General features: G+C 69.6%; 18 protein-coding genes and 2 pseudogenes. 10 read left to right on the top strand and 10 right to left on the bottom strand.

The genetic code is table 11. The annotated features are described in order from the left end of the window. The 3 genes from AC1C2W_RS17780 to AC1C2W_RS17770 all read right to left on the bottom strand — a co-directional run. On the bottom strand, positions 1-284 hold a 284-nt coding region (locus AC1C2W_RS17780), incomplete at its 3' end, for a hypothetical protein (protein WP_495413856.1). Further along, positions 281-844, bottom strand: coding sequence for an RNA polymerase sigma factor (locus AC1C2W_RS17775; RefSeq protein WP_495413855.1), 564 nt, complete (start codon positions 842-844; stop codon positions 281-283). The genes AC1C2W_RS17775 and AC1C2W_RS17780, both read right to left, overlap by 4 nt. A 564-nt stretch (positions 845-1,408) precedes the next feature. Further along, positions 1,409-3,034 carry an outer membrane protein assembly factor BamB family protein gene (locus tag AC1C2W_RS17770; protein WP_495413854.1) on the bottom strand — a complete coding sequence of 542 codons (1,626 nt, stop codon included), beginning with the start codon at positions 3,032-3,034 and terminating at the stop codon, positions 1,409-1,411. Positions 3,035-3,194: 160 nt separating this feature from the next. Here AC1C2W_RS17770 and AC1C2W_RS17765 point away from each other — a divergent pair, with 160 nt between their 5' ends. Both AC1C2W_RS17765 and AC1C2W_RS17760 read left to right on the top strand, forming a co-directional pair. Next, positions 3,195-3,827, top strand: coding sequence for an RNA polymerase sigma factor (locus AC1C2W_RS17765; RefSeq protein WP_495391341.1), 633 nt, complete (start codon positions 3,195-3,197; stop codon positions 3,825-3,827). Further along, positions 3,824-4,786, top strand: a complete 963-nt coding sequence (locus AC1C2W_RS17760) for a hypothetical protein (protein ID WP_495413853.1) — start codon at positions 3,824-3,826, stop codon at positions 4,784-4,786. Before AC1C2W_RS17765 ends, AC1C2W_RS17760 begins: the two co-directional genes overlap by 4 nt. A gap of 301 nt (positions 4,787-5,087) precedes the next feature. Here the strand turns inward: AC1C2W_RS17760 and AC1C2W_RS17755 are convergent, their stop codons facing one another. The 3 genes and pseudogenes from AC1C2W_RS17755 to AC1C2W_RS17745 all read right to left on the bottom strand — a co-directional run bounded on the left by AC1C2W_RS17755 (position 5,088) and on the right by AC1C2W_RS17745 (position 6,949). Continuing rightward, positions 5,088-5,270: a S26 family signal peptidase gene (locus AC1C2W_RS17755; protein ID WP_495391345.1), complete on the bottom strand. Its 183-nt coding sequence runs from the start codon at positions 5,268-5,270 to the stop codon at positions 5,088-5,090. Positions 5,271-5,359: 89 nt separating this feature from the next. Continuing rightward, a complete protein-coding gene (locus AC1C2W_RS17750) occupies positions 5,360-6,007 on the bottom strand; it encodes a nucleotidyltransferase family protein (RefSeq protein ID WP_495391343.1) in 648 nt (215 codons plus the stop codon). A gap of 100 nt (positions 6,008-6,107) precedes the next feature. Beyond that, positions 6,108-6,949: pseudogene (locus tag AC1C2W_RS17745) on the bottom strand (transposase family protein). A 1,063-nt stretch (positions 6,950-8,012) separates the two neighbouring features. On the opposite strand from AC1C2W_RS17745, the gene AC1C2W_RS17740 reads away from it, so the two are divergent. Beyond that, on the top strand, positions 8,013-8,420 hold the full coding sequence (locus tag AC1C2W_RS17740) for a hypothetical protein (protein WP_495391344.1): 408 nt from the start codon (positions 8,013-8,015) through the stop codon (positions 8,418-8,420). A 14-nt stretch (positions 8,421-8,434) separates the two neighbouring features. Here the strand turns inward: AC1C2W_RS17740 and AC1C2W_RS17735 are convergent. Further along, a pseudogene (locus tag AC1C2W_RS17735) lies at positions 8,435-8,692 on the bottom strand (IS630 family transposase); the annotation flags it as partial. A gap of 535 nt (positions 8,693-9,227) precedes the next feature. Here AC1C2W_RS17735 and AC1C2W_RS17730 point away from each other — a divergent pair. From AC1C2W_RS17730 to AC1C2W_RS17700, 7 genes are all read left to right on the top strand, one after another. Next, on the top strand, positions 9,228-9,635 hold the full coding sequence (locus AC1C2W_RS17730) for a hypothetical protein (RefSeq protein WP_495413852.1): 408 nt from the start codon (positions 9,228-9,230) through the stop codon (positions 9,633-9,635). Positions 9,636-10,394: 759 nt separating this feature from the next. Then, positions 10,395-11,393: a carbohydrate ABC transporter permease gene (locus AC1C2W_RS17725; protein WP_495413851.1), complete on the top strand. Its 999-nt coding sequence runs from the start codon at positions 10,395-10,397 to the stop codon at positions 11,391-11,393. After that, positions 11,393-12,316 carry a carbohydrate ABC transporter permease gene (locus tag AC1C2W_RS17720; RefSeq protein WP_495391266.1) on the top strand — a complete coding sequence of 308 codons (924 nt, stop codon included), beginning with the start codon at positions 11,393-11,395 and terminating at the stop codon, positions 12,314-12,316. The genes AC1C2W_RS17725 and AC1C2W_RS17720 overlap by 1 nt, the downstream gene beginning before the upstream one ends. Beyond that, positions 12,313-13,686 carry an extracellular solute-binding protein gene (locus tag AC1C2W_RS17715; protein ID WP_495391267.1) on the top strand — a complete coding sequence of 458 codons (1,374 nt, stop codon included), beginning with the start codon at positions 12,313-12,315 and terminating at the stop codon, positions 13,684-13,686. Before AC1C2W_RS17720 ends, AC1C2W_RS17715 begins: the two co-directional genes overlap by 4 nt. Before the next feature lie 50 nt (positions 13,687-13,736). Continuing rightward, complete coding sequence (locus tag AC1C2W_RS17710) at positions 13,737-14,711, top strand: Gfo/Idh/MocA family protein (protein WP_495413850.1); 975 nt, start codon at positions 13,737-13,739, stop codon at positions 14,709-14,711. Between the two features lie 35 nt (positions 14,712-14,746). Next, a complete protein-coding gene (locus AC1C2W_RS17705) occupies positions 14,747-15,754 on the top strand; it encodes a Gfo/Idh/MocA family protein (protein WP_495391269.1) in 1,008 nt (335 codons plus the stop codon). A 20-nt stretch (positions 15,755-15,774) separates the two neighbouring features. After that, positions 15,775-17,085 carry an ABC transporter substrate-binding protein gene (locus AC1C2W_RS17700; RefSeq protein WP_495413849.1) on the top strand — a complete coding sequence of 437 codons (1,311 nt, stop codon included), beginning with the start codon at positions 15,775-15,777 and terminating at the stop codon, positions 17,083-17,085. 135 nt (positions 17,086-17,220) lie between these two features. Here AC1C2W_RS17700 and AC1C2W_RS17695 read toward each other — a convergent pair whose 3' ends face one another. The 3 genes from AC1C2W_RS17695 to AC1C2W_RS17685 form a co-directional block, all read right to left on the bottom strand. Then, a complete protein-coding gene (locus AC1C2W_RS17695; RefSeq protein ID WP_495413848.1) occupies positions 17,221-20,637 on the bottom strand; it encodes a GH92 family glycosyl hydrolase in 3,417 nt (1,138 codons plus the stop codon). A 101-nt stretch (positions 20,638-20,738) separates the two neighbouring features. Beyond that, positions 20,739-22,604, bottom strand: coding sequence for a glycoside hydrolase family 2 protein (locus AC1C2W_RS17690; RefSeq protein ID WP_495391271.1), 1,866 nt, complete (start codon positions 22,602-22,604; stop codon positions 20,739-20,741). Positions 22,605-22,704: 100 nt separating this feature from the next. Continuing rightward, entirely contained in the window at positions 22,705-23,826 is a 1,122-nt protein-coding gene (locus tag AC1C2W_RS17685) for a LacI family DNA-binding transcriptional regulator (protein ID WP_495413847.1), read from the bottom strand. Positions 23,827-23,836 lie beyond the last annotated feature (10 nt).

Raw genomic sequence — 23,836 nt, 5'->3', positions numbered from 1 at the left:
GCGGCATTGTCCGCCGCCTCGAGGAGCACGAACTCGGCCGACGCAGGAGCTGTCCCGAGCACGCCGGCGGCAACAACCGCGGCGACCGCCGTGCCCGCAGCGGCGACGCGCGCCCACCAGCGTCGACGCGTTCGAGTGAGGCGCGCCGCGGTCGGCGCGGCCGTCGCAATGCGTTCCAGGATCACCTCGGCCCGCGCCGCCTCCGCGGTGGTGAGCGGGGTATCGGGCACGGGGTTGGCCTCGGAGAGGCGTCGCAGTGTCAGGTCTTCGGTCATGAGGGTCATGGCTGCATTCCTTCCACGACGCCGGGATTCGCTCGCCGGCCGGGCCACGGTGCAGGGTCGGCGTGAGGTTCGGGTTCGATGTCTGCGAGCAGGTGCTTGAGGCGGCGGCGCGCGCGCGACAGGCGCACCGAGAAGGCGGCACGAGTGCAGCCCAAGACCTGGGCGGCCTCGCGACCGGTGAGCCCGTCCCATGCGACCAGGGCGAGCGCCTCGCGGTCGGCATCGCTCAGGCGAGTCCAGGCGACGTGGAGGTCCACCGTCGTCGTCGCGAGGTCGATCGCATCCTGCGGTAGCTCACGCTCGGTGCCGATGCGCAGAGCGAGGCGTTGCCGCCGGCCGTGGGCGCGGCGGTCCTCGGCCAGGACGTTGCGGGCGACACCGAACAACCACGGGCGGACCTCACGCGGCACGTCGGCCCATCGGTTCCACGCGATGGCGAAGACCTCCGCGGCCAAATCCTCGGCCACGTCCGGATCGGCACGGCGCTGCACGAACCTCAGCACGTCCGGGTACAGCGCCCGGAAGACCTCGCTGAACACGATGTCCGCCGGCGCCGTCACGGACTCATCCTCTGTCTCACACCTCTACATCGTTCCGAGGCGCCCGAGTGCAACACCGGTTCTTGGTGAATCTCAACAGGTCGACGCGTCGGCTCATAACTGACCGATATTGGAGTCGCACAGAATCGGGTTCTGGAGGTTTCGAAACCCCTAAAGGGATGCCCAGCTACTTGGGCGTCTACCTGATGGTCAGGAGCAAGCGCGAGTAGCCTGAGGCACGCGAAGGAGCACGAAGGGCAGGCTGGACGACATGGGCAAGGTCGCGAGGCTCAAGGAGTCGTGGTTCCGTCGCGCTGCTGCACGCCGCGCCCGCCGGGAAGTGCGTGCTTACCGTCCGCCCGAGTGGCCGGAGCCCGGTTCAAAGGTGATCTGGCCCAAGGACGCAGGTCCCCCTCCGCCCTCTGGCGGAAGCGTCATGGGCTGACCTGGCAAGGTGGCAACGGCTTCATGTTGCTTCTCGACAGTCGGCCAAACGGCGCAGAAAAACGACCGATTCTGAGCCGCTCCAGACTCGGGTCCTGGAGGTTTCGAAACCTCCAGAGGCTCTCACTGATACTTCGGGGCTCAGCCGAGCCCGGCCACGCCTTTGCCGGCGGCCATGCCGTTGCCGACGGTCACGAGATGACCGCCTACTGAGTGCAGGTCCCACGGGTCCCCTGTGAGGTGTCGCTCCCATGTGGTCGTCCCGTCCCGAAGGTCCAGGGCGATCAGGCGAAAGGTGTTCTGTTGGGTGTCCCCGCTCCACCCGTTCGGGGAGATGGCGAGCAGTAGACGCGTGCCGTCGGTCACGACGCCGGAGACCGACTCGCCACCTTCGGGGCTCTCTGGGTTGCGGCCGATCACCTCCGCCAGGCGCCACCGTTCCTCCCCGGTGGAGGCGTCGAGGCCCAAGACGGCAGACTCGTCCATGACGACGAGCGTGTCACCGACGCGGGCGAGGGAACTGGTGAGCATCGCCCCCGGGCGGGTCCAGACCGGGTTGCCGTCGTCGCCGACCGCGGCGAGCACGCTGCTCTCGCCGGACGCTCCGAGCACTGCGAGCTGCGGGCCGTCCGGAGCGGAGTCCACGGAGACTGGTACGGCCCAGCCGGCGATCGTCCGATCCACGTTGCCGAGGTCGTCAAGGAGTTCGCTGGTCTCGCCGGACACGATGTAGCCGCCGCCAGGTCGCGACGCGATGGCTCGGAACCCGGTACCGAGATCCACCACGGTGCCGTCCGGCAGCACTGCGCTCGTCGTGCTGCACAGGTTGAAGAAGGTGAACGACGGTGTCGTGTCGACCCAGACGTCGGGAGTCAGCCCCGTGGCTCCGGCCTCCTCGACGACGCCGCAGCCGTCGAGTGCCTCCACTGTCAGTTCGAGCTTCACCTCGGCGCGCAGTTCCCCGGTCACCGCGTCCTCGATGCGCAGGGTCGGTCCCGACCACCCGGCCCCTCGCAGCGCCTCGAGGGTCTGCTCAGGGTCGTCGCCCTCCTGCCAGGGGACGGCGATGCTGGGGGCCGCGTCGAGCACGGCGATCGCTTCGTCGGCTGCGGGCCAGACCTTGCGGCCGGCCGTGTCCTCGTCGAGCATCACACGGGCAGGAACCTCGAGTGTCCGCTCGCCCAACACCTCGCCCGCCGGGTCGAGGACCGTCACGGTCGACCCGGCGTCGCTGACGCAGACGACCGATTCCACGGGCGTGCCCCAGTCGACCTCTGACGACGGCGTCGGGCCGCACTCCACGTCGCCATCGAAGACGTGCCGCCAGACCTGGTCGCCGGTCTCCGCGTCCACGGCAGTGAGCCGCTCGGCATTGGCGACGAGCAGCACGCCGTCGGGAAGGACGCCTGCCACCGTGGCGCCCGCCGGCTGCGTCCAGGTCTCCTCCGGCGGGTGCGACAGCTCCTCGACGATGCCGGGCATTCCACGAACGGCCTGGGCGCGCAGGTGCTCGTCCCGTGCGTCGAGCGCACCGGGCAGCACGGCCGCGGTGGTGGCGGCGAGCATCACGACGGCGGTCGTGCCGGCTGCGACGACGCGTCCTCGGCGCGACAGGTGTCGCCAACGCCGAGCGAGGCGATCGCGGAACGAGACCTCGTCGCCATCGTGCTTGCCCGGAGGGGCAGGGACGCCGTCGTCCTCCTGCTCGTCGTCCGGCACGAGCTCGAAAGAGGTCATCGGCTCGGGGCGACGGAACCTCGGGGGCATGCCCGGAGAGTACCGGGCGCGACGGCACCGGACGGGGGCTGCCGGTCGGGTCGACCTGTAGGGCTCCGGTGTAACGCTTCGCGGGTACCTGGACATGTATAGGTGACACGGGAAGCCAGGGAGGGCATCGATGGGTAGGCAGCCGCCGCAGCAGGAGCCGGTGACGGCGGACCAGAAGTTCGCGTCGCTCTTCGACGCCACGCACCTGGCGCTGCTCGGGTACGCGGTGCGCCGGCTCTCCGTCCCGGAGGACGCGGCGGATGTCGTCGCCGAGACGTTCCTCATCGCGTGGCGCCGGCTCGAGGAGGTGCCCGCCGACGGTAACGCCCGACCGTGGTTGTTCGGTGTCGCGCGAAGGGTGCTTGCCAATCATCAGCGGGGCGAACGACGTCGGATCGAGTTGGCGGGCAGGTTGCGTGAGGACCTTCGAGACTTCGATCCGCCTCGCAGCGCGTCCCGCATCGACGACCTCGAGCGCGCGATGACGAGCTTGGCCGGCGACGACCGAGAGATCCTGCGCCTGGTGGCATGGGAAGAGCTCGCGCGCGACGAGATCGCCATGGTGCTCGGGATCTCGCGCGGTGCAGTGCGGGTGCGGCTGCACCGGGCGCGCAAGCGTCTGACCGAGCAGTTGTCCCTGGTCCCGCAGAGCCACCCATCTGGCACGTCGGCCCCGCCGCCGGCAGGCGGCATGCCCAGGCGAGCGCAGAGCGGGGTAGACAGCGCGGACACCAGTACCAGCACGCCAGACACGCGGCGTCCGGCCACGACGGGGATCGAGGAGGCACGATGACGGACCCGATGACGCGGTTGCGGGCGACGAACCCCGTCCGGCAGTCGGAGCTGCCCCCGGTAGGCCACGATGTCTGGTCGGAAATGCGCGGGTCGATCGCCTCGACGCCACGCGGGCCCGAGGTGCCGGCACGGAAGGCGCCGCGAAGGGGACGGTTCGGAAGGCGCGGAGCGATCACAGCAGGACTCGCGGTGCTGCTGGTTGGAGGCGGCATGGGCTATGCCGGCATCGAGGGGTGGTTCGGAGGAATGACGCAGGGCCCCAACTGCCTGGCGGACTGGTCGAACCAGGAAGCCGCGGTGACCGGGTCCTGGTTGACCGGCGACGCGATCGCGGACTGCGACACCCTCATGCAGGACGCCGGACTCGACCCCGTCAAGGACCCGATCGCCTTCACGCTCCAGGACTACACCTACGTCACGCCCGCCGATCAGGTCCCCAGCGGTGCCCATATCCTCGCCTCCGGCGTAGCCGTCACCCCGCAGGCGCTCGAACTGCGACAGAGCGCAACCGACTTCGTCGACGGCGGGAACGCAGAGTGCCGCACCATGGCCGAGCAGGTGCAGTGGGCTCAGGACGAGCTCGAACGCCTCGGTCTCGAGGGCTGGTCCGTCGTGGAGGCCGACAACCAGGACCCGGACGCACCGTGCTCATGGGCGGACGCCCAGGAACCGGGCGTAGTGACCATCGGGTCGGGCGGACTCCCGCTGGACACGTTCGTCGCCGGGGAATGGCCACTGGCGGACGAGCTGCGCGCGAAGATCACCGACCGATGCCTGACTGTCGGACAGGCGAGACGCGTCGCGGAGGACGCATACATGAAGCTCTCGTCCGACGGCGCCGACGACACAGTGACGGCGACCGCGATCCCGGACGAGACCGCCGACTGCGCGCGCGTCGACGCCGGCATCGGCGGGGCCGTCAAGGTCACGGTCTACGGGCCGAAAACGAAGCAGTGAGGCCGAAACGTGCAGTGACACAACCAGCCCCGCGGTCGACGCCCCGTGCTCGTCGCGGCGACGTCACGGCCTGGCTTCCAGCTGCCTTCGCCATCGTCGCCCTCGCAGCCCTGCTCTATGGCCTGGCCGTCTTTGCCGACCTCGCCGTCGACGTCATCAGCGCGGCAGCCACCTCCGGGTGAGCCACCCGCTACTGCTCGGCACTTGTGGACTTCGACAAGGCTGCCCGACGGCCCAAAAATGCCCGATTCTGGGGCGCTCCAGAATCGGGTTCTGGAAGTTTCGAAACCTGCCTCGTACGTCAGGGCACGTCGGCAAAGACGTCGCCGGGGTTGCGCAGCAGCGTGGCGTCGGCCAGGGGCCACACGGTGGCGAACGCCGACCCGACGACGTTGTCCATCGCTACGAATCCGCCGCCCGGGTCACCTGTGTGGAGTCGGGAATCGGCCGAGTTCTGCCGGTTGTCGCCCATGACGAAGAGGATGCCCGAGAGGGACGGTCATTCGTGCGCTTGGGGCCTGCGCCCGCCACAGTCACCCGCAACACGCTCCGGGGCAGGCTGTCGGCGTGAGCTCAATGGATCCGATACCCAGATCGGCCGAGATCGACGACTGCGCCGAGGCCGCCCGGGCTTGGCTCGTATTCCGGTTCGATCTCGTGACGGAACGTGCCGTACAGGGCGTAGGCGGACACTGCCGTTTCTGGCCCCAGCGACTCTTTGAAGAGCGCGAGTGACGACGCGGCGCGACGGTCGTACTCGGTCGCGAAGCGATGGTGGGTCCGGCCAGTGGTGCGGTCGGCGCCGACCATGCAGTACACGATGGCCTCCTGAAGGATGCCAAGAGTCAGATGCAGGCCGATGAGGTCACTGCCACGGCCAAATCGCACAGCTGCGAGAGCCGCATCGAACCGAACTGCGTTGTCGATCGGTGCAAGGGGGAGGTGACCAGGCGACCCCCGGACCGTGAGGTCGACCCGTCGTCCGTCGACTAGGACGGCCCTCACGACCTGTGCATCCGCGTCGACCACCTCTTGATATGCCCAAAGGCGCGCACCGAGCACGGCCTCGACCTCGAACGGAGCCGGGCTCGTCACCATGACGTCGAGGTCGCTCCAGCCGTCCAGTGACGTCTGATGAGCGGCCGATCCATACGGCTCGAGATCAGCGTCGGGGAGACTCACCGTCAGGTGGGCCAGCAGATCCAGTTGCCAAAGGCTCATGCCCGGAGGCTACGGCTCGGTCCAGAGCCGAGGGACGTATCTCCGCGAGAATCACATCGAGAGCCTTCAGTGAGCCTTTCCCAGTAGCGGCCTGATCGGGTCAGGTGGTGCGGTCGTGCTCGGTGTGGAGCAGGACGAGGATCGCGGCGGTGATGGGGCCGACGTGTTCGGGGCTGAGGGTGACGCGGCGGGCGGCCTTGTAGTTCTTGATGAGCGCGTTGCCCCGTTCGGCCAGTGCGCGCACGCAGGAGTGCGGCAGGTTGGCCGTCTTCTGGTCGGGGTTCAGCTTCTCGCCCTTGGCCGTCTTGTGCTGCACGAGCAGGCGGTCGGACTCGCCCTGGTAGCCGAGGTCGGCCAGGACCTTGCGCCCGCCGGTGGCCCACGCGGCGAGGGAGTCGAGCAGTCCAGAGTGGGAGCGGGCGGCGGACGTGTCGTGCTGGCGACGGGGGCGCACCGGGGAGACCCACAACGGCCACCCGTGGGGGGCGGTGACGACCTGGATGTTCCCGCCGTGGGCCTTGTGCTTGCCCGATCACCACAGGTCCACCCCGGGGGTGGGGCCCGGCGCGCTCACGCGGTCGGTACGGATCAGGGTGCCGCCCGAGTTCAGGTGAGTGTGCCCGGCGGTCTTCGCGGCCAGCAGCACCCCGTCCAGAGCCGGGGCAGCCGGGAGGCGAGCGTGGTGATGCCCTCGTGCAGGTACCGGTAGGCGGTGGACGGGCCGATGTCGTGGTCGCGGGCGAGCTGGGCGACCCGGGTGGCGTCGATGAGCCATCGGCACACCATCACGGCCTGGTCCCACCCGCGCAGCGCCCGCCGCCCCGCGCGGGTGCGCCGCTCGTGGCGAACGCCGGCGAGCAGGCCGGCGAGCAGGCCGGCGAGGAACTCGACCATGGTGGAACGCATCGGCAGGACGGCGGTGTAGGTGACTTGTTGTCGCATAGAACACTGCACGGAGCTGTTCTCGACTCATCCCGCCCGTATCCTATAGACACTGCCGCATCGTCACTCATGCCTGGATTTCCCGATCTCGGCCCGCGTGACGCCAGAAGCGCGTTGTCCAGCGATACCGAATACGACTTCATCATCGCCCCGTACTGGACATTTCCGAATACATCGGAGTTCATCTCATAACCGTTCCCATGTCGAGCCATGCCGTCCGATCGCTCACAACACCCAATTCATCCCCCAGCCGCACCTTTGCGCCCCAGGATCCCTGGTCTTGAAAATTCTCCTCCATCCCGAGAAGCATAGCGGCGACATTGTCGCCCTCATGGCCGCCGGAGTTGACCATCGCCAAGAAGATTACCCAAGGATTTCCTCGCGCCGCCCGTGAGCCGTTCACCATCTGGTCGTGAACGGCAGCGCCACGTTCGAGCCCTTCGAGCGCCCTCGTGTGCCGGCCGGCAGTCCTGCTCGGAGGTCTGCCGTCGGTCGGCCATACCGCCGCCAAGGCGGCATGAAGGCTCCCACCCGCATTTTCGTTAGCCCACATCGCAGGAGGGAGCGGTTCGAAATATCCGAAACCCCGTTCTGGCTGATGTCAAATCGGTCGTTATTGGTCCGCGGCTGAACGGCGTTCGCCATCGTCCTATAGACACCGCTCCATCGCGACGGTCTCAACGATTCTTCACCCTCGAAGACTATTGACGGGCAATACAGTCGCCTGTAACTTTAGGCCACCAATCTCGCAGTAGAGCGAGTGGCTTGGAGGAAGCCAATGGCAGTGCTGAACGTGTATCGGGTGGCTTTGCATGCACGAATTGGCGGCGCGAACAGGAGCACATCAGAGCCGATGAGAATGCGAACGACGGCAGCGATAGTCGTGTGGGCCGTAGCCCTGTTGGGCGTCGAGGGTTGCTCTGCGGAGCAGATCGTACATTCTGACATGAATGGACCAATGTCGCTCAGTGTCCCCGACTCTGGATTCGCCTCACTCCGCCCACCGAAAAACCTCCCACCCAATAAGGAGTGGAGCGGGACGTTCGGAAACTTTGTCCCATGCATGACGACAGAGGATGGGCCGGCCCGGATTACAGGATTGCAGTTCGCCGATTCCTCCGGCCCTGAGCCTCTGTCGGCTGTGCCGTACGTCCGGACCTTTGACTCAGCGACCGATACGCCGATCGCAAGCATGCTTGGTGAGACGAGGGACCTGGACATCAGGTCGGCCAAATTGCGTGAAGGCGTGAACGGGCTCGAAGTCGGGACAACCTGTCACGGCCTTATCGGGTTCGACGGCAAGATGACAGACGAGCTCCTGATCAGCCTGACTGCCGACCAGCGCGGGGCCCATGTGGGGGATGTGACGGTGACCTATGCCACGGCGGACGGTGCCGAGCATGCGATTCAGGCCGATTGGGACTTCTACTTGTGCGGCTCCGAGGTTTCCGATGAGTTCTGCAATCCCTGATTTCGGGGAGTGAGCTAGTGGTTCGTCTTTGAAATGTCTTGTCGGTTGGCCTTCGTCAGGACTTCTTCGGCGGTCTTGGTCCAGATGAAGGGGTGGGAGCGGTCGTTCCAGCCGTCGATGAACGCGCGGATCTTGGCGTTGAGTTCCTTGACGGACTTGAACACCCCGCGGCGGATGGCCTGGCGCTCGACGATGCCGAACCAGACCTCGACGAGGTTCATCCAGGACGCGTGGGTCGGGGTGAAGCGCACCTGGATCCGCGGGTACGCCACGGCACCTCGACCCTGTTCGATCGCAACCGGGCCAGTGCGTCACCCCGAGCCACTTCGGCGGCGGGGTCAACGTCGCGGTCACGATCTTGCGGTGATCGATCCGCCGCGGACGCCTCCGTCGACGCGCGCGTCCAACACTCCAATTCCTGCCGGTCGCCGTCGCAGCATCAATGCCGGGGCAGTTCACATAGAGCCATCATCACCACTCAGGTCGCACTCGCCGCCTGAGAACCGCTGTCACCTATCCGTGCAGCAGTCCCATCGCACGGGTGAGGTCGGGCATGTCCACACGGGGGTCGTGGCAGCGAGACCGGCGGACGACGGACGTTTTTGTCACGGAGACACTCCGCTGCCTCGCGTCGCGCGGAGCCGGCGATACTGTTGCGCGATGGTTGATATTCATCCGACAGCGTGGGTAGCTCCATCGGCAGTGGTGACCGGAGATGTCACAGTCGGCGCGAGCTCGAGGGTGTTGCACGGTGCGGTCCTCAACGGGGACCTGGGTCGGGTCGAGGTCGGCTCGCACGTTGTGGTGATGGAGCACGCACTCCTTCGGGGCCGCGCGGACCACCCGGTGCGGGTGGGGGACTTCGTCCTGGTCGGCCCGCACACGCATCTGAACGGTGCGTGGATCGATGACGAGGTGTTCATCGCCACGGGTGTCTCCATGTTTCCCGGCTCTCGTACCGGCACGGGCTGCGAGCTACGCATCAACAGCGTTCTCCACGTCAACTCGGTCCTCGAACCTGGGACGACGGTGCCCATCGGATGGATTGCCGCAGGGCGCCCGGCGCAGCTGTTCTCACCCGATCGACACGATGAGCTGTGGGCGGTCCAGGAGCCGCTCGACTTTCCCGGAACGGTCTACGGCGTCCCGCGGGGCACGCCGATGCGCGAGATCATGCGCCGCCAGTGCGGTGCGTATGGGAGCCAAACCACGTAGCCCGGAGAGTCCTCGACGATCCGGCCCTCGCGAACGCGGATCAGGTTGACACCGCGGACGCGGTCCTGCGTTCCGTCGCCCCCACACCAGGAGCCCGGCGCCGACGTACCCAGCCCCCGGGCACCGCCGCCCCGATCCCCTGGACGCCGCTGCGCACGTCGCCGTCCCGTCCGGCCGGCTCGGCAGCACCCAGTTCTCGGAGCATGTCGTCCAGCGCCGCGCCGATGTTCCACGTCCGCAGCCGGGTCCTCGCCAGGGCGCGCGAGCGAGCTCTTCAGGAGCGGACGGGCGAGCAAGTCGACCAGGGAGACCGTGATGTGCGCGGGGTCCAGATGGGCCCCGGCGGGGAGCATCGCGCGGGTTCCACCTGCATGGACATCGCGGGCTTGCCTGGCCGGTGGGTGTGCACCGGTGCCCCGCGCACCAGCCCGCGGTCGATCAGCCGCCGGGTGATCTGCGAGACCGCCTGACGGGAGAGGCCGCAGCGTTCGTTCCATCAGTTCCGACTGGTCGATCCCGTCCCGCGACACCCGGATCGCCCGCGCACGACGAGCTCGTTCCGAGCCCCACCTGCGGCATCGTCGTCGCGCGCATCGCGCTCCCTCCGTCGGGGTTCCTGATGGGCCCTTTGAATATATCCATCAGTATGAGTAATGTTCCGGCGCGTAGGACGCAGTGGTCCACGTCACCCTCTCGGTGCTGCGGCCCGTGTCCGGCCCGCGACGGACAGTGCTCCGCCGCCGTACCGAAGGGAGAACGATGACTGCGACCGGACTGACGGCCAGAGCCCCTGTAGGGGTCGCCCCACCGGACGCGGCGGAGAGCGCGACCGGCGGGCCACCACCGAAGCGCAACCGTCACAGGCTCTCGCGGGCCGACAGGCGCGACCTGGCCCTGGGTCTGAAGTACATCTCGCCCTGGCTCATCGGGATCCTGGTATTCGTCGTCTACCCGGTCGGGTACTCGATCTACCTGAGCCTCACCCGCTACTCCGGCATGGGCTCTCCGACCTGGGTGGGTCTCGGGAACTACGTCACCGCGTTCGCCGACCCCCTGGTCAGCAAGGCGGCGAGCAACACGATGTTCTTCGCCCTGATCGCCGTGCCGCTCGGCCTCGTCGTCTCACTCGTGCTCGCTCTCGCGATGAACCAGAACGTCCGCGAGGTCGCCTTCTATCGCACGATCTTCTACGCCCCGTCGTTGATCCCCGCGTTCGCGATGTCGTTCATCTTCATCGTGTTCCTGAACCCGCAGTTCGGCGCTTTCAACCAGGTGCTCAACCTCTTCGGCGGCTCGAACGTGAACCTGCTCGGCGACCCGACCGGGGTGAAGATCGCGATCATCCTGATGGCGCAGCTCGGCGCGGGGAACGCGGCGCTGATCTTCCTTGCCGGGCTGCGCAACGTCCCCAAGACGGTCTACGAGGCGGCGCGCGTGGACGGCGCCGGCCCGATCCGGCAGTTCCTCTCGATCACGCTGCCACTGCTCACCCCGGTGCTGCTGTTCAACCTGATCACCGGCGTCTCCGGCGCCCTGCAGGTCTTCACCGAGGCGTACATCGTCACCAACGGGACCGGCGACCCCGACGCGGGCGCGCTGTTCTACATGATGTACCTCTACAAGAACGCCTTCGGCTTCGCGGAGCTGGGATATGCCTCTGCCCTGGCAGTGCTGCTGTTCCTCGCCGGTCTCGCCCTGGCCCTGTTGATCTTCTGGGCCTCGCGGCGGTTCGTGAACTACGACGTGGAGGCTTCCTGATGAGCACGACGACCCGCACGGACACCCCGCAGAGGCGCCGGAGCCCCGCCCGCACCACGGACGAGGATCAGCTGAACCGGCGGGCCGACGGGACGCGTCGCCCGTGGTACAGCACCGTGTTCGCGCGCGTGGTGATGGTGGCCCTGTCCATCCTCTTCCTGCTGCCGCTGTACTGGATGATCATCTCGGCGCTGAAGTCGGACGAGGAGCTCGCGAAGTTCCCTCCGACGTTCATCCCCGAGTCGTGGCAGTTCAGCAACTTCGTCGACGCGGTGGCGGCCATGCCGTTCCTGCAGTTCTTCTCGAACTCCGCGATCATCACGATCTCGGTCGTGATCTTCTCGGTGATCTCGAACTTCATCGTCGCCTACGGGTTCTCCTGCCTGAAGTGGCCCGGGCGGGACCTCATGTTCTACCTGGTGATCGCGACGCTCTTCCTGCCGTTCCCGGTGACCCTGATCCCCATGTTCGACATGTGGGCCCGCCTCGGGCTGGTCAACACCCTGTTCCCCTTGATCATCCCGGCGATGTTCGGCTCGGCGTTCTACGTGTTCCTGCTGCGCCAGTTCCTCCTGCAGATCCCCAAGGACATGCTCGACGCCGCCCGGATCGACGGCGCGCGGGAGTGGACCATCCTGTGGCGCCTGGTGTTCCCCACGGCCAAGCCGGCGCTGACGACCGTCGCCATCTTCGCGGCCGTCGCGTCCTGGAACGACTTCATGGGACCGCTGATCTACCTGCAGGACGAGAGCGTCCAGACCCTCTCGATCGGCCTGCAGTCGTTCCGCTCCATGCACGCGCAGGACGTCTCGTTCAACCAGCTGATGGCCGCGTCGTTCCTCGTCATCGTGCCGCTGCTGATCCTGTTCTTCGTGTTCCAGCGCTACTTCATCCGGGGCATCACCATCGGAGGCTTCAAGTGATCTCACGCCGCACCTTCTTGAGCGCTGCCGCGGCGTCCGCCGCGGCCCTCTCCCTCGGGGCGTGCGCGCCCCGCGGGTCCTCGAACGACGCCGTCATCCGCTACTGGGGCATGGGCGCCGCCGACGCCGACAAGGACGTCAAGGTCATCGACGCGTTCAACGCCACGAAGGCCGGGTCCAGCATCAAGGTCGACATCAACCAGGTGCCCAGCAACGGCGTGGCGGACATGAGCCAGATCATCACCGCCGTCCGCGGCGGGACCGCCCCGGACGTCTGGCAGATGGACCGGTTCAACGCCGTCCAGAACGCCTCCATCGGGCTGCTCGAGCCGATCGGGGGCCTCATCGAGAAGTACGAGGACGTCTCCGTCGAGGAGTTCACCTCGCAGTGGCTGCAGTTCTCCATCGACGAGCTCACGTACGACGGCCAGCTGTACGGGCTGCCGATCAACACCGACGCCCGCGGCATCATGTACAACGAGAAGCTCCTGCGTGAGGGGGGCATCGACCTCGACATGTTCGACCCGGAGCAGCACGTGCTCACCTGGGACGAGATCCGCGAGGTCAGCCGCAAGCTCACCAAGTCCGACTCGCACGGCAACTTCGAGACCCTCGGGTTCGTCCCCTGGGACGGCGAGGGCTGGCCGTACACCTGGGCCTTCGGGCTCGGCGCGAACCTCTACTCGAACGAGACCGCGGCGGTCACCCTGGACTCGCCGCAGTGGCGGTCCGTGTTCGACCTGTACGCCGACTGGGCCGAGGAGTTCCCCTACGCCAAGGCCGACGCCTTCTTCGCGACCTACCAGCCGCCGAACGCCCCGCCCAGCCAGACCGCCATCTTCAGCGAGCGCCTCGCGATGTCCACCACCGGCCCGTTCTCCATCCGCAGCAACGAGAAGTACGCACCGGACCTGCCGCTGAAGTTCACCTGGCTGCCGGTCGGCGCGGAGGGCGACGAGACCTACTCGTGGTCCGGCGGCGCCTCCCTGGTGGTGCCCAAGGGCGCCAAGATGACGCGGAACCTCTGGGAGTTCATGAAGTTCTACACGGGGTACGAGGGCCAGAGCATCGTGCAGCCGCTGCTCGGCGATCTGCCGACGAACCTGGAGACCATCCAGGCCCGTCATTACAACCCCAAGGCCGAGCTGTTCCGGCAGATGCTGCCGACCTCGACGTCCCGGCCCCCGCTGCCCGTGGGCTCCGTGGCCTGGGACACGCTCCAGCGCTCCCGGAGCTCGGTGATCATCGGGTCGGCGACACCGCAGGAGGCCATCGCCAACAACCAGCTGAGCGTCGCCCCCAAGATGGCGCTCTTCAAGGGCTATCAGATGCCCGCGACGTACGGGCAGAACAGCGTGATCCCGAGCTGAGCCGCACCCGACACACCCACTGGGACACACCCCTGAAGGAGCAGTACCTGATGACCACCCCCCTGCGGATCGCCGTGCTCAGCGCATGGCACGTGCACGCCGAGGAGTACGGGCGCGCCGCCCTCGACCACCCCGACACCGAGCTCGTCGCCGTCTGGGACGACGACGCCGAGCGCGGCCGTGACCTCGCCGAGCGCCTCGGCGTCGCGGCCACGACCGACCTCGACGCGCTGCTGGCGCGCGAGGACCTCGAGGGCGTGACCGTCACCGCTGCCACCAGCGACCACGTCGAGGTGATGCTCAAGGCCATCGCCGCCGGCAAGCACATCTTCACCGAGAAGCTGCTCGCCCCGACGGTCGCGGAGTGCGACAAGCTCATCTCCGCCGCCCGGGACGCGGGCGTGCGGCTGACCGTCTCCCTGCCGCGGCTCACACACGGCTACACCCTGGCCCTGCGCACGATCCTCGACGCCGGCACCCTCGGCCGACTCACCTACTCGCGGGTCCGCCTGGCCCACGACGGCTCCACCGCCGACTGGCTGCCCGCGCGGTTCTACGACGCCTCCGAGGCGCTCGGCGGCGCGTTCTCCGACCTCGGGGCGCACCCCGTCTACCTCACCCAGCTGATCCTGGGCGACGAGCTCACGTCCGTGCGGTCGACCTACACCGATCAGACCGGTCGCGACGTCGAGGACAACGCCTCGGTCACCGTCACCACGCCCGACGGCGCGATCGGAGTCATCGAGACCGGCTTCGTCACGCCGGCCAGCCCGTTCACGATCGAGGTCCACGGCACCGAGGGGTCCGTGCTGTTCGGCTTCGAGACCGACGACGCCGGCGAGGCCGTGCTGCGCCTGACCACCGGCGAGGGCTCGTCCCGCGTGGACCTGCCCGCCGACCAGCCGATCCTCTTCGCCCAGTGGGCGGACTCGATCCGGGCGGGCGCGACCCTCGAGGACAACCTGGCGCGGGCCCGGTCGCTGACCGCGCTCGTCGACGCCGCGCGCTCCGACGCACAGCACTGAACCGCACCGCACCGCACCACAGAACTGGACCCACCATGACCGTGACATCCCCCGTCCGCATCGGCCTGATCGGCGCCGGCGGCATCGCCGGCGCCCACCTCGCGGGCTACGCGACGATCCCCGACCGCGTGCAGGTCACCGCGATCGCCGACGCCGTGCCCGAGACCCTCGCCCAGCGGGTCGAGGAGACCGGCGCCCGCGCGTACTCCGACTTCACCGAGCTGGTGAACGACCCGGAGGTCGACGCCGTCGACATCTGCCTGCCGCACCACCTCCACAAGGCGGCGATCGTCGCGGCGGCCAAGGCCGGCAAGCACATCCTCTGCGAGAAGCCCCTGTGCCTGTCCGCCGAGGAGGCGGCCGAGGTGCGCGCCGCCGTCGAGGCGGCCGGCGTCACCCTGATGTGCGCGCACAACCAGCTGTTCATGCCCGCCGTCGCGAAGGCCAAGGAGGTCATCGACTCCGGCGTGCTCGGCGACGTGTACGAGGTGCGCACCACCGACTCGTTCCACAACAACTTCGACCCCGAGAACATGGGGTGGCGCGCCCACACCGCGACCAGCGGCGGCGGCGAGTTCATCGACACCGGCTACCACCCGACCTACCTGCTGATGCACCTGGCGGGCGGGCGCCCCGTCAAGGCCTTCGCCATGATGTCGACCCACCGCCTGACGTTCATGGAGGGCGAGGACTCTGCCCAGGTGCTCGTGCGCTTCGACAACGGCAGCGTCGGCCAACTGGTGACCTCCTGGGCCTACGACGCCGCGCCCGGCACCGACCGGTTCAGCGTGGTCGGCGAGAAGGGGTCGCTCAGCTCGGACGGCACGACGCTGCGGGTGAAGCTGCGCGGCGAGGACGAGCAGGTCTTCGAGCACGAAGACGTGAACACCTTCGCGGCCGAGATCGCGGACTTCGTCGACTGCCTCGAGACCGGCCGCCGCCCGCTGAACACCGAGGACGAGGGGATCGCCGTGCTCGGCATCATCCTCGCCGCCTACGAGAGCGCGCGCACCGGCGCGGCGGTCGACGTGATCGGCGTCTGACACGACATGACGGAGGAACGATGAAGTTCGCGCGAGTCACCGGCACCGTCGCCGCCCTGGCCCTCACGCTCGGCCTTACGGCCGCGTGCGGCAACGGCGGCGCCGACGCCGGGCCGGCGGCCCCGGTCGCCACCGACGAGGACATCACCCTGACGTTCGCCTGGTGGGGCAACGACGACCGCGCCGCGCGGTACGAGAAGGCGATCGGCCTCTTCGAGGAGAAGTACCCGAACATCACCGTCCAGACGCAGTTCCAGGCCTGGGCCGACTACTGGACGGCGCGGTCGACCGAGGCGGCGGGGAGCGCGCTCCCGGACGTCGTCCAGATGGACGCCGGCTACGTGCGGCAGTACGGCGCGACGGGACAGCTCGCCGAGCTCGACGGCCAGGCCGGTGTCAACCTCGACCTCGACGGGGTGGACGACACCGCGCTGGCCTCGGGCCAGATCGGGGACAAGACCTACGCCGTCCCGGTCAGCCTCAACACCCAGTCGGTCATCTACAACACCAAGCTCCTCAACGAGCTCGGCATGGAGCCGCCCGCCGACGGGTACAGCTGGGAGGACCTGGTCGCCTGGTTCTCCGACGTCGCCGAGGCGGGCGCCAAGCACGACCCGCAGATCTACCCCATCGGGGACATGACCGGGAACAACCCGTGGTTCCTGCAGTGGCTGGTGCAGCAGGGCAAGGCCCCGTTCACCGACGACGGCCAGATCGCCTTCACCCAGGAGGACGTGCAGGCCTGGGCCGACCTGTGGGCTCCGCTGCGCGAGCAGCAGGCGTTCTTCCCGGCCAAGCGCGCGGCACAGCTCGAGCCCAAGACGGGTCTGAACTCCAGCGAGGTGGTCGCCGAGGCCAACTGGGACACCCTGATGCCCAACTACGTGGCGGAGCTCGGCAGCGACGACCTGGGCCTCCTGCCCATCCCCACGGGTGACGACGGCAAGAAGATGTACTGGCACTCCGGCGTCATGCTCTCGGCCTCGGCCAGCTCCACCCACCCGGACGCCGCCGCCGCGCTCGTCGACTTCATGACCAACGACCCGCAGGTCGGGGAGATCTTCGGCACCAGCAAGGGTGTCCCGTCGACGCAGGCCCAGAAGGACGCCATGAAGGTGGAGGGCGGCTCGCCCGACGACCGCCTCCTCGGCTACGAGGAGGACCAGGCCGAGGACATCACCGAGGACGCCCCCGTGCCGGTCGAGGGCTACGGAGAGATCGAGGTCGAGATGGCGCGGCTCTCCGAGGAGATGCAGTACGGGAACATCACCGACACCGAGTTCGTGGACCAGTGGTTCGCCTACGTGCAGGACACCGTCAAGGCGCAGTGACCGGATCCGCTGGTTGAGCTTGTCGAAACCCGCACCGGCGAACCCGCTGGTTGAGCCTGTCGAAACCCGGTTTCGACAGGCTCAACCAGCGGGTGGGTTTCGACAGGCTCAACCAGCGGGTGGGTTTCGACAGGCTCAACCAGCGGCGGCGAGCAGCTCGATCTGGGCCAGCCGCAGTGGGCCCTCGCCGTCGCTCCCGGTGATCACGAGGCGCACGCGGCGGAACGGCGCCGGGCTCGCGACCTCGAACGGCCGCGTCTGGCGGGCCCACCGGAACCGCTCGCCCGACCGCTCGTCGAGCACGGTCCACGACGCGGCGTCGTCCGCCCCCTCCAGCCGCCACGACGACGGCGACGCGCCGTCGACGCCCGAGGTCAGCGTGTACCGGACGACGGCCGCCGACGTCTCGCCGGTCCAGGTGATCGTGGGAGTGCGGCCGGCGAACACCAGGGACGTCGCCGACGTGTCGTCGACGAGCCGCGTCGCGGGGGTCGCCGCGCCGCCGTCGTCCACCACGACCGTGCCGTGCCCCCGAGCGAGCCCCGTGACGTCCGCGAGCGGGGCGGGCGGCGCGTCGCCGGTGGTCAGCGAGGGCGGGGCGTCCTCCGGGCGGGTGCCCCAGTCCGACGGTTCGGGGCCCATGACGAACTCGAGCGTGGCGCCGCCGGTGAGGTCGGCGTGGTCGAGGCTCGTGGACGTCCGGGGCTCGCCGTCGACGGTCAGCGACTGCACGTAGACGTTCGCGAGCGAGTTCCCGCGGGCGCGGACCACGAGGTCGCCGTCGGGCCGGTGGATCGTCACCTCGTCGAACAGGGGGGACCCGACGGCGTAGCGCGGCGACCCGACCTGCAGCGGGTACAGCCCGAGCGCGGCGAACAGCCACCACGCCGACATCTCGCCGTTGTCCTCGTCCCCGGGGTAGCCCTGGCCGATCTCGCTGCCGACGAAGAGCCGGCGCAGCGCCTCGCGCAGGATCCGCTGGGCCTTCCACGGCGCCCCGACCGCGTCGTAGAGCCACGGGATGTGGTGCGACGGCTGGTTGCTCACGCCCCACATGCCCATCCGCACGTCGCGGGCCTCCGTCATCTCGTGGATGACCTGCCCGTACCCGCCCACGTGGGTGCCGTCCTCGGGCCGCGCGAAGAACTCGTCGAGCCGCGCCTCGAGCCCCGCCCGGCCGCCGTAGAGGTTGGCGAGCCCCTGCGGGTCGTGCGGCGCGTGGAACGCGAAGTTCCACGCGTTGGTCTCGGTGAAGACGCCGCCCCAGTCGTCCGGGTCGAAGTCCTCCGGCGCGCCGGCGAACGTCCCGTCCACGCGCCGCGCCCGGAAGAAGCGGACCGCCGGGTCGAACACCGCGCCGTACTGCGCAGCCCGGTCCAGGAGGTAGGCGGACTCCTCGCGCAGGCCCGTGCGGCGCTCGCCCGGCGTGGCCGGGTCCTCGGCCAGCGCGGCCGCCATCGTGCCGATGCCGAAGTCGTTGATCAGGCCCTCCAGGCCCCACGACACGGACTCGTGCACCTGCTCGGGCGTGTAGCCCAGGAACGCCGACGCCTCGAGCCCCTTGCGCCCGACGGCGTCGTGCGGCGGGGCGACGGTCGCGTTCTTCAGCGCGGCGTCGTACGCGTCGAGCGCGACGTCGGCGGGCAGGGCGCCCTTGAGGTAGGCGTCCGCAAACGCGACGTCGGAGCTGGTGCCCGTCATGAGGTCGGCGTAGCCCGGCGACGACCAGCGAGAGACCCAGCCGCCGTCGCGGTACTGCTGCACGAACCCGTCCGCGAGCTCGCCGGTCAGCCCGGGGTAGAGCAGCGCGTACGCGGGCCAGGCGGTGCGGTAGGTGTCCCAGAACCCGTGGTTGACCGCCATCGTGCCGTCGACGACGGCCGCTCCGGTCGCGGTGTCCGTGGGCTCGCCGACGGGCTTCGCGGTCGGGCTCGCGTACCGGAACCGCGGCTGCCCGGCGGTGCCGACGTTCTCGGTCTGCGAGCTCGGGTACAGGTTGAGCCGGTAGAGGTTGGAGTACAGCGTGACGCGTTCGTCCGGCGTCGCCCCCGCGACCTCGACGACGCCCAGCCGCTCCGCCCACGCCGCCCGCGCGGCGTCCTGGACGGCGGCGAACGACCGGCCCGCGACCTCCTGCGCGAGGCTCGCCCACGCCTGGTCGAGGCCGATGAACGACGTCGCCAGGCGCAGCTCGACCGCCGGCTCAGTGGCGGTGTCGAACGTCGCGTAGAGCGCGTGCGTGCGGTCGCCGGCGGCCCGACCGACCGCGGTCGGGGCGCGGTCGAACGCGCCGGCCACGAACATGCGGGAGCGGCCCACGGACAGCGGGCTGCCGTCGTCGACCCAGCCCGAGACGGTGCCGTCGTCGGGGTCGATCGCGAGCCGCGCCTCCCCGCGGGCCGTGCCCACCGTGTCGAGCAGCACGTGCCCGGCATCGGCAGAATGGCCGGCACCGAAGCCGAACCGCAGCACCGCGCCGTGGTCGGTGGGCGTGGCCTCGAGCGTGACGCCGCTGGCGAAGGTCACGGCGTACAGGTCGGGCCGGGCGGTCTCGTCGGCGTGGTCGAACGGCAGCCCGCGCTCGCTCAGCGTGGCCGTCGGCACACCCTCCCCCGAGGCCGGGTGCACGACGAGCTGGTTGCGGTCGCCCATCCACGGGCTCGGCTGGTGCGAGGCGCAGAAGCCCTGCAGCACGGGCCGGTTCTCGGCGTCGTTGGCCCGGTGGTACTCATACAGCCAGCGCCGCGATCCAGCGTCCGTCATCGGCACCCAGAGGTTGAACCCGTTCGGCACGGCCGTCGCGGGGGCGTTGTTGCCGCGCGAGAAGCCGCCGCTCGACAGGGTGCCGCGCCGGGTGTCGACCAGGTCGACGAGGTCGACGAGGTCGACGCCGCCCGGGTGTCCCGGGAGGAATGCCGGCTCGGCCGTGAGCGCGACGTCGTCGACCCAGCCGGCGACCTCCGTGCCCGCCGTGCCGCCGGGGTTGTCGTAGCTCAGCAGGATCGCGTCGACCGTCCGGCCGTCGGCGACCGCGCCGACGTCGACCCGCACGGAGTTCCACTGGTCGGCGTAGAGGATCTTGCCCTCGCCCTGGGCGCGCGCGGACGCCGCGGTGCCGTGCGCGTCGGTGGCCGGGAGGTCGGACAGGAGCGTGCCGTCGGTGAACGCGAGGTCGATCGCGACGTGCGTCGACGGGTACCGCAGGTCGCCCCGCAGCTCCGGCAGGACGACGTAGCTCAGCCGCGTGCGCGGGCCCACGGTGATGCCGAGGTCGCGGTGCAGCACGTGGGTGGCGCGCGCCGGCCCGTCGGCGACGTGCACGCCGGACCAGTGCAGCGCATGCCGGCCGGTGAACCCCACCCCCGGCTTGTGGGCGAGCGCGGTCTCCGGGCCCGTCCCCACGGTCGTGACCAGCGTGCTCGCCGCGCGCCGGCCGCGGCCCGCCGCGACGTTCAGCGTCCACGGCGCGCCGCCGCGCACGAGGGGTGTCGACTCCAGAGGCGCCGGGTCGCCTGGCTCGAACGAGGTCGCGAACGAGGTGCGGTGCGTCATTGCTTCTCCTGCCGGTCGCGATCGCCTGTCGAACCTGTCGAGCCGGTCGAGACCATGCTGGGTCTCGACCGGCTCGACCGACGGGCGGGGGTGGTCGTTGCTCAGCCGGCGTCCTTCTCGAAGGCGGCCGGGCGCACCTGCACCGCGCGCACCCGGTCGACGTCGAGCTTTTCGCTGCGGTCGAACCGGTAGATGCCGTTCTGCTCCTGGAACACGTCGGTGAGCTGCGTGTAGCAGTAGCCGAACATCAGCGGGTCGTCGAGCAGGGCGTCCGTGAGACCGGCGAAGCGGGAGTGGAACTCCTCCTCGTCGGCCACGCGCTGACCGTAGCCCCACGACTCGGTCCGGTCGTCGCCCGCGGCCCGCGCCGCCTCCTCGGGGTTCCACCAGATGCCGCCGTACTCGCTGCAGAAGTACGGCTGGCCGCGGTAGGGCAACGAGATGGGCCCGTTGTCGTTCGTGTTGCCCCACGGCTGGTCGGTCGCCAGGCCCGCCATGTCGCTCGCGAACGCCGCCGGGTCCTGCTCGTAGTGGTGCGAGTCCCACACGTCGGTCTCGAGCACCCGGTGCGAGTACCCGCTGGCGTCGAGCACGGGCCGGGTCGGGTCCGCGACCTTCGTAGCGAGGAACATGCTGCGCGTGACGTCGTCGAGCTGGGTGATCCGGTCATGCAGGTCCTGGTGCGTCTCGTTGAGCGGGCACCAGCCGATGATCGACGGGTGCGAGAAGTCGCGCTCGAGCGCCTCCAGCCACTCGGCGACGAACGACGTCGTGGGCTGCTGGTGGTCCTTCGAGCTGCCGAAGCCGCCGGAGCCCCAGTCGCCGAACTCGCCCCACACGAGGTAGCCCAGCCGGTCGGCGTGGAACAGGAAGCGCTCCTCGAAGACCTTCTGGTGCAGGCGGGCGCCGTTGAACCCGGCGTGCAGGGACAGCTCGATGTCGCGCAGCAGCGCGGCGTCGCTCGGGGCGGTCATGAGCGACTCGGGCCAGTAGCCCTGGTCGAGCACCAGCCGCTGGAAGACGGGCTCACCGTTGATCCGGATCGCCTTGCCCTCGATCGCGACCGAGCGCAGGCCGGCGTACGACCGCACGGAGTCGACGACCTCGCCGGCGGCTTCGCGCAGCTCGACCTCGACGCCGTACAGGTGCGGGTCCTGGGTGGACCAGGGGCGCACCCGGTCCGTGGGGATCACGACGCGCACCGACGGCGCGAGGTCGAGGTCGGCGGGGGTCGACTCGGTGGCGACGACGCCGTCGGCGTCGCTCACCGTCACGGTCACGGTGTGGCCACGGCGGTTCTGCGTGAGCGGGATGCGCACGTCGAGCGCGCGGCCGCCGAGGTCGGGGGTGATGCGCGGGCGGCGCAGGCTCGCGGCGGGCACCGGCTCCATCCACACCGTCTGCCAGATGCCGGTGGTGCGCGTGTAGTGGCAGTCGTGGTTGCCGTACTGGCCCGACTGCTTGCCGCGCGCCTGCGGGATGCCCCGGTGGTCGCGGGCGCGGACCACGACGGTCACCGTGTCGCCGGGGGCGGCGACGCCGAACAGGTCGGCGGTGAACGGCGTGAAGCCGCCGCGGTGGCGCACCACCTCGGTGCCGTCCACCCACACCGTGGTGTCGTGGTCCACGGCGCCGAAGTGCAGCAGCACGTGCGCGTCGTCGCCGACGGCGGACCAGTCGGCGGGGACGGTCACCTCGCGGCGGTACCAGACCGCCTCGAGGAAGTCGGTGTTCTCCACCCCGGAGAGCTCGGACTCCGGGGCGAACGGCACGGTGATGGTGCCGGCGAGCGGCCGGTCGCGCAGGCCGCGCTCCAGGCCGGAATCACCGGGGTCGATCTCGAAGTCCCAGGAGCCGTTGAGGTTCAGCCACCGGTCGCGCACCACCTGGGGACGCGGGTACTCCGGGCGGGGGACGGTGCCGCCGGTGGGGGCGGAGGGGGGGTCGAGGCGATCGAGGACGGACATCGTGGTGCTCCGTTGCATGGACGACAGTTCCGCGGATGATTCAACCTTCCCGACAAGAAGTATGCAACGTTGAACCACCGGGGGTCTCCTGGGCATGCGGTCAGGCCGTCGCCGCGGCCGGCCGGCTGCTCTCGCGCACGAGGAGACGGTGGGCGACGACCACGTCGACCGCCTCCCCGGCCTCGCCGTCGAGGCGCCCGTCGACCTGCGCGATCACTCGGTCGACGGCGGTCTCGGCGATGGCCTGCAGGTCCGGTGCGACGGTGGTCAGCGACGGGTTGGAGTACCGGCCGTCCTCGGTGTTGTCCCACCCCGTGACCGCGACGTCCTCGGGCACCCGCACCCCGTTGAGGCGCAGCGCGTAGAGGGCGCCGAGCGCGAGCTCGTCGTTCACACACACGAGCCCGTCCACCTGGTCGATCCGGGGCAGCGCCGACTCGACCGCCACGACCCCCGCCGGGCGCGAGAAGTTCGTCACCGGCACGACCCAGCGCGGGTCCACCTCGAGCCCCTGCGCCGCGTGCGCCTCGCGGTACCCCCGCAGCCGCAGGGCGCCCGTGCGGTCGTCGACGGGCTCCGCGCCGACGAACGCCAGCCGTCGGCGGCCCGTCGTGAGCAGGTGCTCGGTCACCTCCCGCGCGGCCCGGACATTGTCGATGCTCACGTGGTCGGTGCTCCAGCGACGGTCGTGACCTGGGTCGTCGCGCTCGCCGAGCAGCACCATCGGGGTCTCCCGGCGCACCTCGGCGATCTCCGCCGGGCCGATCGCCAGGGGCGAGAAGATGATGCCGTCGATCGCCTGGACCGAGAACCCGCGCGCCACCTGGAGCTCGGCGTCCCGGTCGGTGCGGGTCTCCTCGATGAGCACGCGGTAGCCGCGGGCGCCGGCGACCTCGATCACGATGTGCGCCAGCAGCGAGAAGTACGGCGAGTGGGCCCACGGGACAGCGAGCGCCAGCGTGTTCGTGCGCCCCCGGCGCAGCTGGCGGCCCGCGAGGTTCGGGCGGTACCCGAGCTCGGCGATCATCGCCTCGACCTTGGCCCGGGTCTCCTCCCCGACCCTCCCGGTGCCGTTGACGACGTTCGAGACCGTCTTCCAGGACACCCCCACGGCGGCCGCCACGTCCTTGATCCCGACCCGGCCCGTGCCGCGACCCCTGGTGCCCGGGGACACCGTCGCGCGAGGCGCCGATTCCCCGCTCCGCCCGTCCTGTGCTGCCATCCACCGGCCC

Source organism: Isoptericola sp. Y581 (genome assembly GCF_059445475.1).
The sequence above is the reverse complement of the archived record's forward strand: the minus strand, read 5'-3'. Positions and strand labels throughout refer to the sequence as shown.